This is a genomic window from Streptomyces griseorubiginosus (assembly GCF_036345115.1).
Taxonomy (GTDB): Bacteria; Actinomycetota; Actinomycetes; order Streptomycetales; family Streptomycetaceae; genus Streptomyces; species Streptomyces griseorubiginosus_C.
In genome coordinates, this window is the sequence record NZ_CP107766.1 from 8,062,585 (window position 1) to 8,078,497 (window position 15,913).

The window sequence follows — 15,913 nt, forward strand, 5'->3', positions numbered from 1 at the left end:
TCGACGGCCCCACACGCGTGTGCCTAGTTCTCGCCGTCCTCCTCCCAGCCGAAGCTCTTCTCCACGGCCTTGCGCCAGTTGTGGTACTGGCGGTCCCGGACGGACGCCTCCATGTTCGGCGTCCACTCGACGTCCTTCTGCCAGTGGGACTTCAGCTCGTCGAGGTCGTTCCACACGCCCGTGGCGAGCCCGGCCGCGTACGCGGCGCCCAGGCACGTGGTCTCGGAGACCTTCGGCCGGACCACGGGCACGTCAAGGACATCGGCCTGGTGCTGCATCAGCAGGTTGTTCTTGGTCATGCCGCCGTCGACCTTCAGGGTGGTGATCTGCACCCCGGAGTCCTGGTACATGGCGTCCACGACCTCGCGTGTCTGCCAGCTCGTCGCCTCCAGGACGGCCCGCGCGAGGTGCGCCTTGGTGACGTACCGGGTGAGCCCCGTGACGACCCCGCGCGCGTCCGAGCGCCAATAGGGCGCGAACAGACCGGAGAAGGCGGGCACGATGTACGCGCCGCCGTTGTCCTCGACGCTCGCCGCCAGAGGCTCGATCTCATCGGCGGTACGGATGATGCCGAGCTGGTCGCGGAACCACTGCACCAGGGCGCCCGTGATGGCGATCGACCCCTCCAGGCAGTAGACCGGCGCCTCGGAGCCGATCTTGTACCCCATGGTCGTCAGCAGCCCGTTCTTCGACGGCACCGGCCGGGTTCCGGTGTTGAGCAGCAGGAAGGAACCCGTGCCGTACGTGTTCTTCGCCGTGCCCACGTCGTAGCAGGCCTGCCCGAACACCGCGGCCTGCTGGTCGCCCAGCGCGGACGCCACGGGCACGCCCGCGAGTTGGCCGACGGCGGTGCCGTAGACCTCGGCGGAGGACCTGATCTCGGGGAGCACGGCGTCCGGCACGTTCATGGCGGACAGGATCGACTGGTCCCACTGGAGGGTCTCCAGGTTCATCAGCATGGTCCGCCCGGCGTTGGTCACGTCGGTGACGTGCCGGCCGCCGTCCGTGCCGCCGGTGAGGTTCCAGATCAGCCAGGAGTCGATCGTGCCGAAGGCGATCTCGCCGTTCTCGGCCCGCGCACGCAGCCCCGGCACGTTGTCCAGCAGCCAGGCCGCCTTCGGGCCGGAGAAGTAGGTGGCCAGCGGCAGCCCGGTCTGTTCGCGGAACCGGTCCTGCCCGTCCGAGCCGCCCAGTTGGTTGGTCAGGGCCGCGGTGCGGGTGTCCTGCCACACGATCGCGTTGTGCACGGGCTTGCCGGTGGCGCGGTCCCACAGGACCGTCGTCTCCCGCTGGTTGGTGATGCCGAGCGCGCTGAGCTGGTCGGCACGGAGCCCGGCCTTGGCGATCGCGCCGGCCACCACGGCCTGCACCTTGGACCAGATCTCGGTGGCGTCGTGCTCCACCCAGCCGGGCTTGGGGAAGATCTGGCGGTGCTCGCGCTGGTCGACGGCCACGATCGCGCCGTCCTGGCTGAAGATGATGCAGCGGCTGGAGGTGGTGCCCTGGTCGATAGCGGCGACGAACTTGTCCGTCATGACGTCCCCTTCGTCGGTTCCTGCACAAGGCGTGTTCTGTAGGCCGGTGTTGCGGAGGGTCGGTGTCCGGGTCGGTGTCTCAGAAGGCCGCGTTGAAGATCACCCCGGACAGCGCCCCGCCGATCAGCGGTCCCACCACCGGTATCCACGCGTAACCCCAGTCCGAGGTGCCCTTGTTGGGGATCGGCAGCAGGGCGTGGACGATACGCGGGCCCAGGTCACGGGCCGGGTTGATGGCGTATCCGGTGGGCCCGCCGAGCGACAGACCGATGCCGACCACCAGGAACGCGACGACCAGGACCGCGGTACCCGACTCGCCGAGCCCCTTGGTGAGCCCGAAGGCCAGGATCGGCAGCACCAGACCGACGGTCGCGATGATCTCCGTGATCAGGTTCGCCACGGGATTGCGGATCGCGGGCCCGGTGGAGAAGATCCCGAGCGTGGGCTGGGCGATCTCCTCCTCGGCGTTGGCCTGGAACTGCGCGTAGTAGGTCAGCCAGCACAGGACCGCCCCGAGCATGGCGCCCACCATCTGCCCGGCGATGTAGATCGGTACCTGGTCCCAGTCCCCGGTGTCGACGGCGATCCCGAGGGTCACGGCGGGGTTGAGGTGCCCGCCGGACAGCGGGGCGGCGGTGTACGCCCCGGCCAGCACACCGAAGCCCCAGCCGAAGGCGATGACGACCCAGCCGGCGTCCTTCGCCTTGGAGTAGTTGAGTACGACGGCGGCGACCACACCGGCGCCGAAGAGGATCAGAATCGCCGTACCGATGACCTCACCGAGGAATACGTCTCCGTTGCTCATGGCGGCTCCTAGGCCCTGGCCCGGGACGGTCCCGCCCCGGTCCTCCTCCGTGCAGGGGTTGCGGTTCCCTTGGCGAACTGCCGAGGGCAGGGAGGATCCCGCGCCCCGCCCGGCGTCCGCGACGAGCGTGCCGTCGCGGCCGAATCGCCCGTGGGGGGTTCGGGCCTTGACTCGTGGGGGCCCGCGCGGCGTGGTGCCTGGAACGCCGAGAATGTACGGCGATGTCGACCGACACCGGAAGTGTTCACCGGGCCCCGGGGGGCGTCAAGGTCGCCGACGGCAACGGTTGCAACGCCCGCCTGGCAGGCCTCGACGACAGAAGGTGGAACCACCCTCCGGCCTGCCTGGCACCTTGCCGGACCTCACGCAGTGTGAACGAGGTCCCTCGGTCACCGCACCGCCATCACCGCCGACCCGTGCCCGAACAGCCCCTGGTTCGCGGTGATCCCCACGCGCGCGTGCTCGACCTGCCGTTGCCCCGCGTCGCCCCGCAACTGCCATGTGAGCTCGCACACCTGGGCGATCGCCTGGGCCGGGACCGCCTCGCCGAAGGAGGCGAGCCCGCCGCTCATGTTGACGGGTATGCGCCCGCCCGCCGCCGTGGCCCCCTCGCGCAGGAGCTTCGCGCCCTCGCCCTCCCCGCACAGCCCGAGGTCCTCGTACCACTGCAGTTCCAGCGCCGTGGAGAGGTCGTACACCTCGGCGAGCGAGAGATCCTCCGGTCCGATGCCGGCCTCCTGGTAGGCCGCGTGCGCGATCGACGCGCGGAACGTCCGCTCGGTCGGCTCCACCGCCGCCGCGGAGTCCGTCGCGATGTCCGGCAGGTCCAGCACGGTGTTCGGATACGTCGGCGTCACCGTCGACACCGCCCTGATCCGCACGGGCGCGGTGGCACCCCGCCGACGCGCGAACTCCATGCTGGAGAGCACCAGCGCCGCCCCGCCGTCCGAAGTGGCGCAGATGTCGAGCAGCCGCAGCGGATCGGCCACCACCGCCGAGGCCGCCACCTCGTCCGCGGTGACCCGCTTCCGGTAGCGCGCGTTCGGATTCAGCGCGCCCATCGCGGAGTTCTTCACCTTGACCTGCGCGAAGTCCTCGGAAGTGTCCCCGTGCACGGCCATCCGCCGCCGCGCGTACAGCCCGAAATAGGTGGGGTTGGTGGCCCCGAGCACCCGGAACCGCAGCCAGTCCGGATCGTCGGGCCGGTCGCCGCCCGCGGGCCGGAAGAAACCCTTGGGAGCCGCGTCGGCGCCCACCACCAGCACCACGTCGGCGAGCCCCGCGAGGATCTGCGCCCGCGCGGCGGCGACCGCCTGGGCCCCGGACGCGCACGCCGCGTAGACACTGGCGACCCGGGCCCCCTGCCAGCCCAGCGCCTTGGCGAAGGTCGCCCCCGCCACATAGCCCGGATAACCGCCCCGCACGGTGTCCGCGCCGACGATCGAACCGACGTCCCGCCACTCCAGACCCGCGTCGGCCAGCGCCGCGCGGGCCGCCGTCACGCCGTACTCGACGAAACCGCGCCCCCACTTGCCCCACGGGTGCATGCCCGCGCCGAGCACCGCCACCTCTCCCGTCATGCCGTCACCCCCGTCGGCCGCCACCGCCATGTCGTGAACACCGTCTCCCCGTCCTCATGCAGGACACCGGGGACGACCTCCACCTCCGCTCCCACCGTCAGATCGGCGACGGTGACCCCGGGAACGGCCTGCCCCAGCACCACGATCCGCTCCGCGGCCAGCTCCACAGCGATCAACGTGCACGGCTCCCACGGAAGTTCCGGATCGGTCACATAGGGTGACGGTGGCCGGTACCGGCTGTCCGTGTAGGACCAGACCCGCCCGCGCCGCGAAAGCGGAATCTCCGCCAGCTCGCCACCGGCGCATCCGGGGTTGCGGCAATGGGCGTCCTCGCGCGGGAAGAACACCGAGGCGCAGACGGAGCAGCGGGTCCCGAGAAGCGTGAAGTCGTCTCCGTCACCGGTGAACCATCCGGTGACCACTGGTGTACGCGTGCGTGCCAACGTCCCTCCCCGGAGCGGATCTGACGGACGGCATCTGACGGATCGTCAGAAGTGTCGCACGGGCGGCCGCGAAGAGGCAGGGGGCCCAGCGGAATCAGGCACACCGGTGATCGGATACAGTCCGCCGCGTGTCCGAAACTCTGCACTCCATCCCCAACTCCGTGCCCGGCTCCCACTGTTCGAGCTGCGGAGCGCCCTACGGAGAGGGCGTCGCGGGCTGGCCCCGCACCTGTCCCGTCTGCACCACCGTGGCCTACCGCAACCCCCTGCCGGTCGCCGTCGCGCTCCAGCCCGTGTACGACACCCAGGGCACCGCCCTCGTCGTCATCACCCGGACCGTCGCCCCCGCGCGCGGAGGCATCGCCCTGCCCGGCGGCTTCGTCGACGACCGCGAGGACTGGCGGCACGCCCTGGTCCGCGAACTGCGAGAAGAGACCGGCATCGAGGCGGCGAGCCGCGACGTACGCCTCGTCGACGCGCTCAGCTCGCCCGACGGCCACCTGCTCCTGTTCGGGGTACTGCCGGAGCGCCCCGCCGACGGCCTCCCGCAGTCCGCCGCCACGAACGAGACGGAGGGCTGGCACCTCCTGCGCCGGCCCGAGGAACTCGCCTTCCCCCTGCACACCGTGGCCGTCCGGGCCTGGTTCGAGGGCCGCTACGTCTGAGACTCAGCGCGCCCCGAGCCCGCGCAGCCGCACCGGGAGGGACGGCTCGCTCACGCCGTCCTCACCCTCCCGCTGAACGACCACCTTCCGGCCCTGCCAGCGGGCGACGTAGCGTTCGATCTCCGGTTCGTCCCACCCGTCGCCCGCATCCACCACGACCAGTCCGCCCCCGCTCCGGCCGCGGGCGGGCGCCCACACCTCCAGTTCGAGACCGCCGTCGGCGCCCCGTACCGGAAGGACGGCACCCGCGCGCGCGAGCACGGGGATCCGCGACAGCGGGGCGTCGACGAGCACCTGCCCCGGTCCGTCGTACGCCTGCTCGGTCGTCGTGTCGTACCAGCGCCCGCGCGGCAGCTGGACCGCCCGCCGGTCGCCGCCCGGATCGAGCACCGGGGCCACCAGCAGGCTGTCGCCGAGCAGGAAGGCGTCCTCGCAGTCCCGCAGAGCGCGGTCCTCGGGCGCGGACCACCACAAGGGCCGTACGTAAGGCGCCCCGGTACGGCGGGCCAACTGCGCGAGCGTCATGAAGTACGGCAGCAGCCGCCGGCGTTCCACGAGCGCCACGCGCGCGTGCTCCAGCACCTCGGCCCCGAACTCCCAGGGCTCCCTGCGGCCCGCCCGCCGACTCGCGTGGGTACGGAACAGCGGCATATAGGCGCCCAGTTGGAACCAGCGCAGGTACAGCTCGGGCGACGGGCTCCCGTCGAAGCCGCCCACGTCCGGCCCCGAGTACGGCACCCCGCAGAGCCCGAGTCCCATCACGAGAGACAGCGAGGCCCGCAGGCCGGGCCAGCCGGTGGCCACGTCACCGGACCAGGTGCCGCCGTAGCGCTGCATGCCGGCCCAGCCGGAGCGCGAGAAAAGGAAGGGCCGCTCGTCGGGCACCAGGGCGCGCAGCCCCTCGTAGCCGGCCCGGGCCATGCACAGGGCGTAGACGTTGTGCGCCTCCCGGTGGTCGCCGCCCCTGCCATCGAGGGCGTGCCGGGCCGAGCGCGGCAGTGTGGACTCCCCGAAGGCGGTGAACGACGTGGGCTCGTTCATGTCGTGCCAGAAGCCCGCGAAGCCCGCCGTGAGCCGCTCCTGGTAGAGACGGCCCCACCACTCACGCACACGCGTGTGCGTGAAGTCCGGATAGACCGCCTCCCCGGGCCACACGACCCCCTCCACGGGTTGTCCGGACGCGTCCTTCACGAAGGCGTCCTCGGCCGTCCCGCTCTCGAACACCGCGTTGCCCGGCGCGGCCTTGACCGCGGGGTCCACGATCGACACCAGCCGGATCCCGTCCCGCAGCAGTTCCCCGGCCAGTTGGGGCAGCTTGGGGAAGCGCTCCTGGTCCACCGTGAACACCTGGTGCTCGTCCAGGTGGTCGATGTCCAGATGGACGGCGTCGAGCGGCAGACCGCGCTCCTGGTACCCGGCGACGATCCGGCGGACCTCCTGCTCGCTGCCGAAGCCCCAGCGGGCGTGATGATGGCCGAGCGCCCACGACGGCGGCAGGGCGGGCGCACCGGTGAGGGAGGCCCACGCGAGCAGCACGCGCGCAGGGGTGCCCACCATCACCCAGCAGCGCAGCGGACCGCCGTCCATCCGCAGCTCGGAGGTCCCCACCCGGTCGTGCCCGGACCCCGCGCCCTCCTCGCCTTCGTGGAGGGTCACGGTGCCGTCCCAGGAGGTGTCGTGGAACACGAGATGGGTGGTGACGTCGGCGACGACCAGCTGCACCGGCATCGTGACGTACAGCGGGTCGTCGCCCGGCCCGAAGGCCCGGCCCGGATCGGTGTTCCACAGCCGGTACGTGCCGTCCCGCAGCCGCGGCCCCGACGCCCGGCCCCCGAGCCCGAAGAACCGCGCGTCGGCGGCCACCTCGGACCGCTGCATCCAGCGCGCCGTACCGCCCTCCACGGGCTCCCACCACCGGGGCGGCAGATCCCCGCGCACGGTCACCCCGCCGGGCGTACGCACCTCGACCGCGCCGTGCCGCGACACCACGACCGTCGCCCGCTCGGACACGACCCGCCAGCCGTCGTCCTTGTCCGGCTCGAGGACCGCACGGGGATCCGGCTCCGGGCAGCGGCCCGCCAGCGCGTACGACGGCTCGGGTCCGGCCCCGTCCCAGCCCCAGAAGACCGCCCCGTTCACCGCGACCGTGATCCGCAGCTCGGACCGGGCGAACCGGACGACACCCCCGCCGGGCCCCGGCTCGGCGCTCTGCACCGGCCCCGGCACCCGGGCTCGCTCGGCCCCCCGGGCCGGCAGCCCGGCGGCGTCGGTACGCCGCCTTCGCCACGCCGCTCGCACGGTACGCAACCCCTGGGACGCCCCCGCAGAGCCGACCGCCTTCACCGAACGCACCAGGTCACGACCGTTCATGCTGTTCACCCTGCCACTCACTGCCCCACACGCGTGTGCCGTTCAACTTCCGTTCACCCGTGCCGGGACCACATCTTCACGACACGGACTATGTGGGCCGCACCCTGGCGTAGAAGTTGATCACATGGCATCGTCCCTGTCAGCCGCGTCACGCGCACACCCCTTGCCCGTGCGCGGGAGACGCACACGACGCGCAGAGTCCGGGAGCCGCCCCATGTCGACCGTGAACCCCCAGCCGCTCTGGCAGCCAGATCCGCAGCGCATCGCCCGGTCCCAGGTCACCAGGTTCCAGGCATGGGCGGCCGAGCACCACGGCGCCCCGGCCGACGGCGGCTACGCGGCGCTGCACCGCTGGTCGGTGGACGAGCTGGAGACGTTCTGGAAGGCCGTCACCCAGTGGTTCGACGTCCGCTTCTCGACCCCCTACGCGCGCGTGCTGGGCGACAGCTCGATGCCCGGCGCCGAGTGGTTCCCCGGAGCCACCCTCAACTACGCCGAGCACGCCCTGCGCGCCGCCGACACCCGCGCGGACGAACCGGCCCTCCTGCACGTCGACGAGACCCATGAGCCGCGCCCGGTGACGTGGTCCGAGCTGCGCCGCCAGGTCGGCTCCCTGGCCGCCGAGCTGCGGGCCCTCGGCGTGCGGCCGGGAGACCGCGTCAGCGGCTACCTCCCGAACATCCCGGAAGCAGTGGTCGCCCTCCTCGCCACGGCCGCTGTCGGCGCCGTCTGGACCTCCTGCGCCCCCGACTTCGGCGCCCGCAGCGTCCTGGACCGCTTCCAGCAGGTCGAACCGGTGATCCTGTTCACCGTCGACGGCTACCGCTACGGCGGCAAGGAGCACGACCGCCGTGACACCGTCGCCGAACTCCGCCGTGAGCTGCCCTCGCTGCGCGCCGTCGTCCACATCCCGCTCCTCGGCACCGAAGCCCCCGAAGGCGCCCTGGAGTGGTCGGCGCTCACGGGCACGGACACCGAACCGGTCTTCGAACAGGTGCCCTTCGCGCACCCCCTCTGGGTGCTGTACTCCTCGGGCACGACCGGCCTCCCCAAGGCCATCGTCCAGTCCCAGGGCGGCATCCTGGTCGAACACCTCAAGCAGCTCGGCCTGCACTGCGACCTGGGCCCAGAGGACCGTTTCTTCTGGTACACCTCCACCGGCTGGATGATGTGGAACTTCCTCGTCTCCGGTCTCCTCACCGGCACGACCGTCGTCCTCTACGACGGCAGCCCCGGCTACCCCGACACCGGCGCCCAGTGGCGCGTCGCCGAACGCACGGGAGCCACCCTCTACGGCACCTCCGCCGCGTACGTCATGGCCTGCCGCAAGGCCGACGTGCACCCGGCACGCGACTTCGACCTCTCCAAGGTGCGGTGCGTGGCCACCACCGGCTCACCGCTCCCGCCCGACGGCTTCCGCTGGCTGCACGACGAGGTCCGCGAGGACCTGTGGATCGCCTCCGTCAGCGGCGGCACGGACGTGTGCTCCTGCTTCGCGGGCGCCGTACCGACCCTGCCCGTGTACATCGGCGAACTCCAGGCACCCGGCCTCGGCACCGACCTCCAGTCCTGGGACCCCAGCGGCGAACCGCTCGTCGACGAGGTCGGCGAACTCGTCGTCACCAACCCCATGCCCTCGATGCCGATCCACTTCTGGAACGACCCCGACGGCAGCCGGTACCACGACAGCTACTTCGACACCTACCCCGGTGTGTGGCGCCACGGCGACTGGATCACCGTCACCTCGCGCGGCTCGGTCGTCATCCACGGCCGCTCCGACTCGACGCTCAACCGCCAGGGCGTCCGCATGGGCTCCGCCGACATCTACGAGGCCGTGGAGCGACTCCCCGAGATCAAGGAATCCCTGGTCATCGGCATCGAACAGCCCGACGGCGGCTACTGGATGCCGCTCTTCGTGCACCTGACCCCCGGAGCCGTCCTCGACCAGGCACTCCTGGACCGCATCAAGCGGACCATCCGCGAGAACCTCTCACCCCGCCACATCCCCGACGAGGTCATCGAGGTCCCCGGCATCCCGCACACCCTCACCGGAAAGCGCATCGAGGTCCCCGTCAAACGCCTCCTCCAGGGCACCCCCCTGGAAAAGGCCGTCAACGCCGGCTCCATCGACAACCTCGACCTGCTCCACTTCTACGAGGACCTGGCCCGCAAACGCGCCTGACCCGGCGGATCAACCACCGTAGGTGGCCTCGGACTCACCCAGCACCCCGGCGAAGTCCGAGGCCAGCCGCGCCGCGTCGGCCGCCTCCAGCTCGGCGACCGTGATCCGCACCCCGGGACCGGACGACAGCCGGAACCGGGCCCCGGCCGCGACCCACCAGCCGTGCGACCGCAGCCCGTTCACCACCGCCGACTCGTCCCGGACCGGTACCCACACGTTCATCCCGCTCACCCCGTGCGCCTCGATGCCCCGCTCACCGAGCTCCCGCACCAGAGCGCTCCGGCGCACGGCATAGGTCTCCCGCGCACGCGCCACCAACGCGCGCGTGCCCTCGTCCACGAGCAGCCCGTGCACCGTCTCCTGAAGCAGATGACTGACCCAACCGGAGGTCAGCAACAGCCGCCCGTCGTGCCGCGCCAGCGTGATCGGGTCACAGGCCGCGGCCGCCCACCGCAGGTCCGTCCCCAGGAACTTGCTCACCGTCCGCACATGCACCCAGCGCGACAGCCCCCCGCCGGCCAGCGTCCACAGCGGCGCGTCGGCGACGGCCGAGGCGTGATCGTTCTCCACGACCAGCACCTCGGGACGCTCCCGGAGCACACCGAGCAGCGCGTCCCGACGCTCCACGGAAAAGCGACCGCCGTACGGATTCTGCGCCCGAGGACTGCATACGACAGCACGCGCACCGCCCCGCAGCGCATCGCGCAGGGCATCGGGCCGCACCCCCTCGTCGTCGACCGCCACGGGAACCATGCGCAGCCCCGAGGCAGTGACCAGGTCCAGCAGATGGTGGTACCCGGGATCCTCCATCGCGACGACGTCCCCGGGCCGCAGCTCCACGGACAGCAGCCGCCCGATCAGATCCAGCGCCCCATGCGCGAAGGTCACCTGCTCCACAGGCACCCCGTCGGACCCCAGCCACTCGCGTACGGCGTCCTCGAGCCGCGCCAGCCGGGGCGCCGACCGGTGCGAGCGAGCCCCGGGGGAGAGCCTGGACGGCGGCACCAGAGCGGGAAGCAGCCGCGGATCGGGATGACCGCCCGCCAAGTCCCGCAGCCCCTCGGGCACTCTGGGCGGCCGCCGTGACGCCACGGCCGGCGCCGATGCCACCACGGTCCCGCCCCGCCCCCGCGTGACCACGATCCCGCGCTGCCGCAGCTCCTTGTACGCCGTCGCAACGGTCCCAGGACTCACCCCCAGCCCATCCGCGAGCCGCCGCACCGGAGGCAGCGCGACCCCGGGCGCCAAGGAGCCTTCGGCCACAGCCCGTTCGACGGACGCGGCAATTCCCTTGGCCGTCGTACCACTGATCCCATATTGTGTTGCCACGTTGCACAGTATGTATCAGTACATAAATGAAAAGCAAGAAGACAGGGGGAGCAGTGCATCCGATACGGCGCACGGCAGCATGGTCGAGAAGCATTCCCGGCGGGCGCGACGGACGCAGAAAGCTCGTCATCGCGCTCGTCGACCGCGTCGGCAGCGGCCTGTGGGCCTCCGTGTCGGTCCTCTACTTCACCTACGTCTCCGAGCTCTCCCTCGCCCAGGTCGGCACGCTCGCCGCGGCCGCCGGCGCCATCGGCATCGCGGGCGCACCTCTGGGCGGCAAGCTCGCCGACCGCTTCCCGATCACCCGGATCCTGCTGATCGTCCAGCTCCTGCGCGCCCTGGCCTCCTGCGCCCTGCTCACCACCGACCACTACGCCCTGCTCATCGCCTTCTCGGCGGTCGGCAGCCTCGGAGACCGCGCCGCGAGCATCCTCACCAAGCTCTACGCCACCCGCGTCGCCGGCCCCGACCGCGTCCGCTACCAGGCCTTCCACCGTACGATCGCCAACGCGGGCTGGGCCCTGGGCGGACTCGCGGCGGCAGCCGCCCTGGCGCTCGGCACGACCAGCGCCTACCAGTGGCTCCTGGCCGGCGACGCACTGTCCTTCGTCGTCTCGGCACTCCTCACCCTGCGCTGCGGCGAACCCGCCTCCCCGTCCCGCACGGTCACCGGTTCGAAGCACACGGCCCCCACCACCAGACCGGCGAACCCCTGGCGCGACCGCACCTACCTCGCCTACGTCGCCACCGAGACGGTGCTCTTCCTCGACGACGCCATGTTCAAGGTCGGCCTGCCCCTGTGGATCGCCCACGCGAGCAACGCACCGAACGGACTGGCGCCCCTCCTGATGGTCCTCAACAACGTCATGGTCGTGGCCCTCCAGGTCCCGCTCGCCCGCTTCGGCACCACTACGGCCGCCGCCCGGAACCTCCTGCTCCCGCTCTCCCTCGCCTTCGGCCTGGGCGGCCTCGCCATGGCACTCGCGGCCACCGGCGGAGCCCTCACCGCGACACTGCTCCTCACCGCCGCGGCAGCCGCCTTCACCACGGCCGAGATGCTCCACGCCACCATCTCCTGGGAACTGTCCGTAGCACTCGCCCCCGACACCGCCCAGGGCGCCTACCTCGGGGTCCACGGCCTGGCCCAGTCCGTCCAGCGCACCTTCGGACCACTCGCGGTCACGGCGGCCATCGCCACCGGCCCCGCAGGCTGGGCCACCTTCGGCACAGTCATCGCCCTGACCTGCGCGGTTCAGCACCGCGTGATCCGGGCCCGCCTCGCCCGGACGCCGTTGTCAGTGCCGCCGGTTACTGTGAGTGAGCATTGATCGACTGCGCACAGGGGGAAACATGGCGCACACCGGCCACCAGACAATGCGACGCGTCCTGCGCCGCGAAATCGCCGGCACCATCGGCCTGCTCACCGACGAACACGACTTCCGCGCCATGCGGCGCTACCGCAGCTTCACCTTCGACGACCACGCCACCTACCTGAAACAGGTCGAAGACCTCCTGAGGACCCGCGCCTCACAGGGCAGCCACACCACCGTCGCCCTCTTCGACCCACAGGAGTACGCCGAGTTCTGCGAGGAGACGGGCCTGAACCCGGACATCCCGTCCAGCCGCACCCGCTTCACCGCGGAACTCGCCTCCACCGGGCCGGCACTGCCCTACGAGGGCCAGCCCCTGACCGACCTGGTGCCCGCCCTCGTGGACGAGGCCGTACGCCAGGCCACCTGGGAGTACGCGACCACACTCCTCGCCCGCCTCGGCAGCTGCGGCTCCTGCGGGGAGGACATCGGCCGCGCCGCCTTCACCCGGGCCTCGGACCTCCTGGTCCGGATCCTCGACACCGCACAGCCAGGCGAACACCACCTCGTGTGCAGCATCACCGGCACCCCGGAGACCCTCGTCTCCGTCCTCCACTCCGACGAGAACAGCGACGGCTCCGTCCAACTCGACGAAGCCGAAGCCCTCGAATTCACCACCGTCCTGGCACTCGGCATCGCCACCCAGAGCCCCGGCGGACTGGTCATGCGCACCAGCACCCCGGGAACCACCGACCGCATCTACGGCTGGCGCCTGCGCGGTGATCACCTCGAACCCCTCACCGCCGGAGAAGTCTTCGACGCCTACTGCACCGACATCGACTCCGGCGACCTGATCTCCCCGGAATCGGACGTCGACTACTGCGTCCCGCCCGACCTCGGACCGGAAGGTCCGACAGCGCACCACAGCCACTGACATACGAAGAGAGGGCGCCCCACCCACCGGTGGAGCGCCCTCTCAGTACCGTCGATCGGTCGACCCCGCCCGACTACTCGCCGGACAGCACCGCCTGCGCGGCGGCGCGCGCCTCGTCGGCGCTGTCCGCAGCCCGGGCGGCCGCGGCCGCCCGCTCGCACTGGGCGAGCGTGTACTTCGCCAGCGTCGCCCGCACATAAGGAAGGGAGGCGGCACCCATGGAAAGAGAGGTGACCCCGAGACCGGTCAGCACACACGCGAGCAGCGGGTCGGACGCGGCCTCGCCACAGACACCACAGCTCTTGCCCTCGGCCTTCGCCGCCTCCGCGGACAGCGCGACCAGGTCGAGCAGCGCGGGCTGCCACGGGTCCTGGAGCCGGGACACCGCACCCACCTGACGGTCGGCCGCGAAGGTGTACTGCGCGAGGTCGTTGGTCCCCAGCGACAGGAACTCGACCTCCTGAAGAATCGACCGCGCGCGCAGCGCCGCCGAGGGAATCTCCACCATCGCGCCGAACTTCGCCCGGAGCCCCGCCTCCCGGCAGGCATCGGCGAAGGCCTTGGCATCGGCGCGGTCGGCCACCATAGGGGCCATGACCTCGAGGTAGACCGGCAGTCCCTCGGCAGCCTTCGCCAGCGCTGTGAGCTGGGTGCGCAGCACCTCGGGGTGGTCGAGCAGCGTCCGCAGCCCGCGCACACCCAACGCCGGGTTCGGCTCGTCGGACGGCGTCAGGAAGTCCAGCGGCTTGTCCGCGCCCGCGTCCAGCACACGAACGACGACCCGCCCCTCCGGGAAGGCCTCCAGCACCTGCCGGTAGGCCTCGACCTGCTTCTCCTCGGTCGGCGCGTTCTTGCTGTCGTCGAGGAAGAGGAACTCGGTACGGAAAAGACCCACACCCTCGGCACCGGCCTCGACCGCGGCGGGCACGTCCGCCGGACCGCCCACATTGGCGAGCAGCGGCACCTTGTGGCCGTCGGCGGTGGCACCGGGACCGGTGGACGCGGCGAGCGCGGCCTTCCGCTCAGCGGCAGCGGCCTCCAGCTCGGCCTTCTTCTCGTCACTCGGGTTCACGAAGATGTCGCCGGTACTGCCGTCGACCGCGATGACCGTGCCCTCCGCCAGCTCACCGGCACCCGGCAGCGCCACGACGGCCGGCACACCGAGCGCCCGCGCCAGAATCGCACTGTGACTGGTCGGCCCGCCCTCCTCGGTGACGAAGCCGAGCACGAGCGTCGGGTCCAGCAGAGCCGTGTCGGCGGGCGCGAGATCACGCGCCACCAGGACATACGGCTCGTCGCTGTCCGGGACACCCGGCATGGGCACCCCGAGCAGCCGAGCGACGATACGATTCCGCACGTCGTCGAGGTCCGCGACCCGCCCGGCGAGGTACTCACCGGCACCGGCCAGCAGCTCGCGGTACGCGGCGAACGCGTCGTAGACGGCACGCTCGGCCGTGCTGCCGACAGCGATACGGCGGTCCACATCAGCCATCAGCTCGGGGTCCTGGGCCATCATGGCCTGCGCTTCGAGCACCGCCTGGGCTTCGCCCCCCGCCAGGTTGCCGCGCGCCATCAGGTCGGCCGCCACGGCCTCCACGGCCTTGCGGGCACGCCCCTGTTCGCGCTCCGCGTCCTCAACCGGTATCTGCTTGGCAGGCGGCTCCAGCACCGCCGTCCCCATATGCCGAACCTCGCCGATCGCCACACCGTGGCTCACGCCGACGCCTCGCAGCGTTGTCTCCATCTCACCCGTCTCCGATAGTGCGGCGGGTCCCGCCGCCGCGATGGTTGTCGTGCCTACTTGCCGTCCTACGACGGCGCTGACGTCACTTCCAGAGGAAGAGGGTGTCGCCGGCCTTCACATCGCCGTTGTCACGGAGCTCGGAGAGGGCCTCGGCCGTGGCCTCCAGCGCGATGACGGGGCACACCGCGGACTTGCCGGCTGCCTCGACGGCCGCCGGGTTCCACCGCACGACGGCCTGGCCGCGCGTGACGGTGTCACCCTTGTTCACCAGCAGCTCGAAGCCCTCGCCGTTGAGCTGCACGGTGTCGATGCCGAGGTGCACGAGCACGCCGTGCCCCGTTTCGTCCACGACGACGAACGCGTGCGGGTGGAGAGAGACGATCACTCCGTCCACGGGCGCGACGGCCTCGGACGGTTCACGTACGGGGTCGATCGCGGTGCCCGGGCCGACCATGGCCCCGGAGAAGACCGGATCCGGCACTGCGGCCAGTCCGACGGCGCGTCCTGCAAGAGGGGACGTCACGGTGGTCATGGGAAGCCTCCCAGGGGTGGAGCTGCGTATATGGGCCGTCACTGCCTGTCTCGGACGGCTCTGTCCAGCAGCGTATGTCAGATGAAGTGAGGGTTCCGCACGGAAGATACCCGCTGGTGGTCTAGACCACCAGTCCCATGGATTTGCACGGCCTTCGAGGCCCCGTGTACAGTCGTACTCCTGCTTGGGGCTGAGTGACGCGATCACGCGTTCTTGCCTGGCAGCAACCAAACTTGTCAGACCTTATCTCGATCAACTTCTGCATGCCCGCAGGACGGTGGTCAGGGAGACGGAAAAACACTGATAGTGTTTGGAACACCGAAGGGAAGCGCCCGGAGGAAAGCCCGAGAGGGTGAGTACAAAGGAAGCGTCCGTTCCTTGAGAACTCAACAGCGTGCCAAAAATCAACGCCAGATATGTTGATACCCCGTCTCCGGTCATTCGGCTGGGACGAGGTTCCTTTGAAAAAACACAGCGAGGACGC

Annotated in this window: 12 protein-coding genes; 4 read left to right on the forward strand and 8 right to left on the reverse strand. The window is 71.1% G+C overall.

All coding sequences use genetic code 11. The annotated features are described in order from the left end of the window. Positions 1 to 23: 23 nt before the first annotated feature. The 4 genes from glpK to OHN19_RS36450 form a co-directional block, all read right to left on the reverse strand. Complete coding sequence (glpK, locus tag OHN19_RS36435) at positions 24 to 1,535, reverse strand: glycerol kinase GlpK (protein WP_330268264.1); 1,512 nt, start codon at positions 1,533 to 1,535, stop codon at positions 24 to 26. A gap of 79 nt (positions 1,536 to 1,614) precedes the next feature. Next, positions 1,615 to 2,340 (reverse strand): MIP/aquaporin family protein, encoded by a 726-nt coding sequence (locus OHN19_RS36440; protein WP_330268265.1) that lies wholly within the window; start codon positions 2,338 to 2,340, stop codon positions 1,615 to 1,617. A gap of 389 nt (positions 2,341 to 2,729) precedes the next feature. Next, positions 2,730 to 3,920, reverse strand: coding sequence for a lipid-transfer protein (locus tag OHN19_RS36445; protein ID WP_330269788.1), 1,191 nt, complete (start codon positions 3,918 to 3,920; stop codon positions 2,730 to 2,732). Next, positions 3,917 to 4,342 (reverse strand): Zn-ribbon domain-containing OB-fold protein, encoded by a 426-nt coding sequence (locus tag OHN19_RS36450; RefSeq protein ID WP_330269789.1) that lies wholly within the window; start codon positions 4,340 to 4,342, stop codon positions 3,917 to 3,919. The genes OHN19_RS36445 and OHN19_RS36450 overlap by 4 nt, the downstream gene beginning before the upstream one ends. A gap of 149 nt (positions 4,343 to 4,491) precedes the next feature. Between OHN19_RS36450 and OHN19_RS36455 the strand changes: the two genes are divergently transcribed. Beyond that, complete coding sequence (locus OHN19_RS36455) at positions 4,492 to 5,028, forward strand: NUDIX domain-containing protein (RefSeq protein ID WP_330268266.1); 537 nt, start codon at positions 4,492 to 4,494, stop codon at positions 5,026 to 5,028. Positions 5,029 to 5,031: 3 nt separating this feature from the next. On the opposite strand, the gene OHN19_RS36460 is transcribed toward OHN19_RS36455, so the two are convergent. Further along, a complete protein-coding gene (locus tag OHN19_RS36460; RefSeq protein WP_330268267.1) occupies positions 5,032 to 7,398 on the reverse strand; it encodes a TIM-barrel domain-containing protein in 2,367 nt (788 codons plus the stop codon). Between the two features lie 214 nt (positions 7,399 to 7,612). On the opposite strand from OHN19_RS36460, the gene OHN19_RS36465 reads away from it, so the two are divergent. Then, positions 7,613 to 9,580 (forward strand): acetoacetate--CoA ligase, encoded by a 1,968-nt coding sequence (locus tag OHN19_RS36465; RefSeq protein WP_330268268.1) that lies wholly within the window; start codon positions 7,613 to 7,615, stop codon positions 9,578 to 9,580. Positions 9,581 to 9,589: 9 nt separating this feature from the next. Here the strand turns inward: OHN19_RS36465 and OHN19_RS36470 are convergent, their stop codons facing one another. Next, positions 9,590 to 10,909, reverse strand: a complete 1,320-nt coding sequence (locus OHN19_RS36470) for an aminotransferase class I/II-fold pyridoxal phosphate-dependent enzyme (RefSeq protein WP_330268269.1) — start codon at positions 10,907 to 10,909, stop codon at positions 9,590 to 9,592. 26 nt (positions 10,910 to 10,935) lie between these two features. Here OHN19_RS36470 and OHN19_RS36475 point away from each other — a divergent pair, with 26 nt between their 5' ends. Further along, positions 10,936 to 12,237 (forward strand): MFS transporter, encoded by a 1,302-nt coding sequence (locus OHN19_RS36475; protein WP_330294136.1) that lies wholly within the window; start codon positions 10,936 to 10,938, stop codon positions 12,235 to 12,237. A 22-nt stretch (positions 12,238 to 12,259) separates the two neighbouring features. Beyond that, a complete protein-coding gene (locus OHN19_RS36480; RefSeq protein WP_330268271.1) occupies positions 12,260 to 13,153 on the forward strand; it encodes a hypothetical protein in 894 nt (297 codons plus the stop codon). Between the two features lie 73 nt (positions 13,154 to 13,226). Here the strand turns inward: OHN19_RS36480 and ptsP are convergent, their stop codons facing one another. Further along, positions 13,227 to 14,897 (reverse strand): phosphoenolpyruvate--protein phosphotransferase, encoded by a 1,671-nt coding sequence (gene ptsP, locus OHN19_RS36485; RefSeq protein WP_330268272.1) that lies wholly within the window; start codon positions 14,895 to 14,897, stop codon positions 13,227 to 13,229. An 82-nt stretch (positions 14,898 to 14,979) separates the two neighbouring features. Then, complete coding sequence (locus tag OHN19_RS36490) at positions 14,980 to 15,429, reverse strand: PTS glucose transporter subunit IIA (protein ID WP_330268273.1); 450 nt, start codon at positions 15,427 to 15,429, stop codon at positions 14,980 to 14,982. Positions 15,430 to 15,913 lie beyond the last annotated feature (484 nt).

What these genes read in the sequence shown, in the direction of transcription:
- OHN19_RS36475 (WP_330294136.1), top strand. Translation starts at nt 10,936, where the DNA reads ATGAAAAGCAAGAAGACAGGGGGAGCAGTGCATCCGATACGGCGCACG.
- ptsP (WP_330268272.1), bottom strand. Translation starts at nt 14,897, where the DNA reads ATGGAGACAACGCTGCGAGGCGTCGGCGTGAGCCACGGTGTGGCGATC.
- OHN19_RS36490 (WP_330268273.1), bottom strand. Translation starts at nt 15,429, where the DNA reads ATGACCACCGTGACGTCCCCTCTTGCAGGACGCGCCGTCGGACTGGCC.
- OHN19_RS36440 (WP_330268265.1), bottom strand. Translation starts at nt 2,340, where the DNA reads ATGAGCAACGGAGACGTATTCCTCGGTGAGGTCATCGGTACGGCGATT.
- glpK (WP_330268264.1), bottom strand. Translation starts at nt 1,535, where the DNA reads ATGACGGACAAGTTCGTCGCCGCTATCGACCAGGGCACCACCTCCAGC.
- OHN19_RS36465 (WP_330268268.1), top strand. Translation starts at nt 7,613, where the DNA reads ATGTCGACCGTGAACCCCCAGCCGCTCTGGCAGCCAGATCCGCAGCGC.
- OHN19_RS36460 (WP_330268267.1), bottom strand. Translation starts at nt 7,398, where the DNA reads ATGAACGGTCGTGACCTGGTGCGTTCGGTGAAGGCGGTCGGCTCTGCG.
- OHN19_RS36480 (WP_330268271.1), top strand. Translation starts at nt 12,260, where the DNA reads ATGGCGCACACCGGCCACCAGACAATGCGACGCGTCCTGCGCCGCGAA.
- OHN19_RS36445 (WP_330269788.1), bottom strand. Translation starts at nt 3,920, where the DNA reads ATGACGGGAGAGGTGGCGGTGCTCGGCGCGGGCATGCACCCGTGGGGC.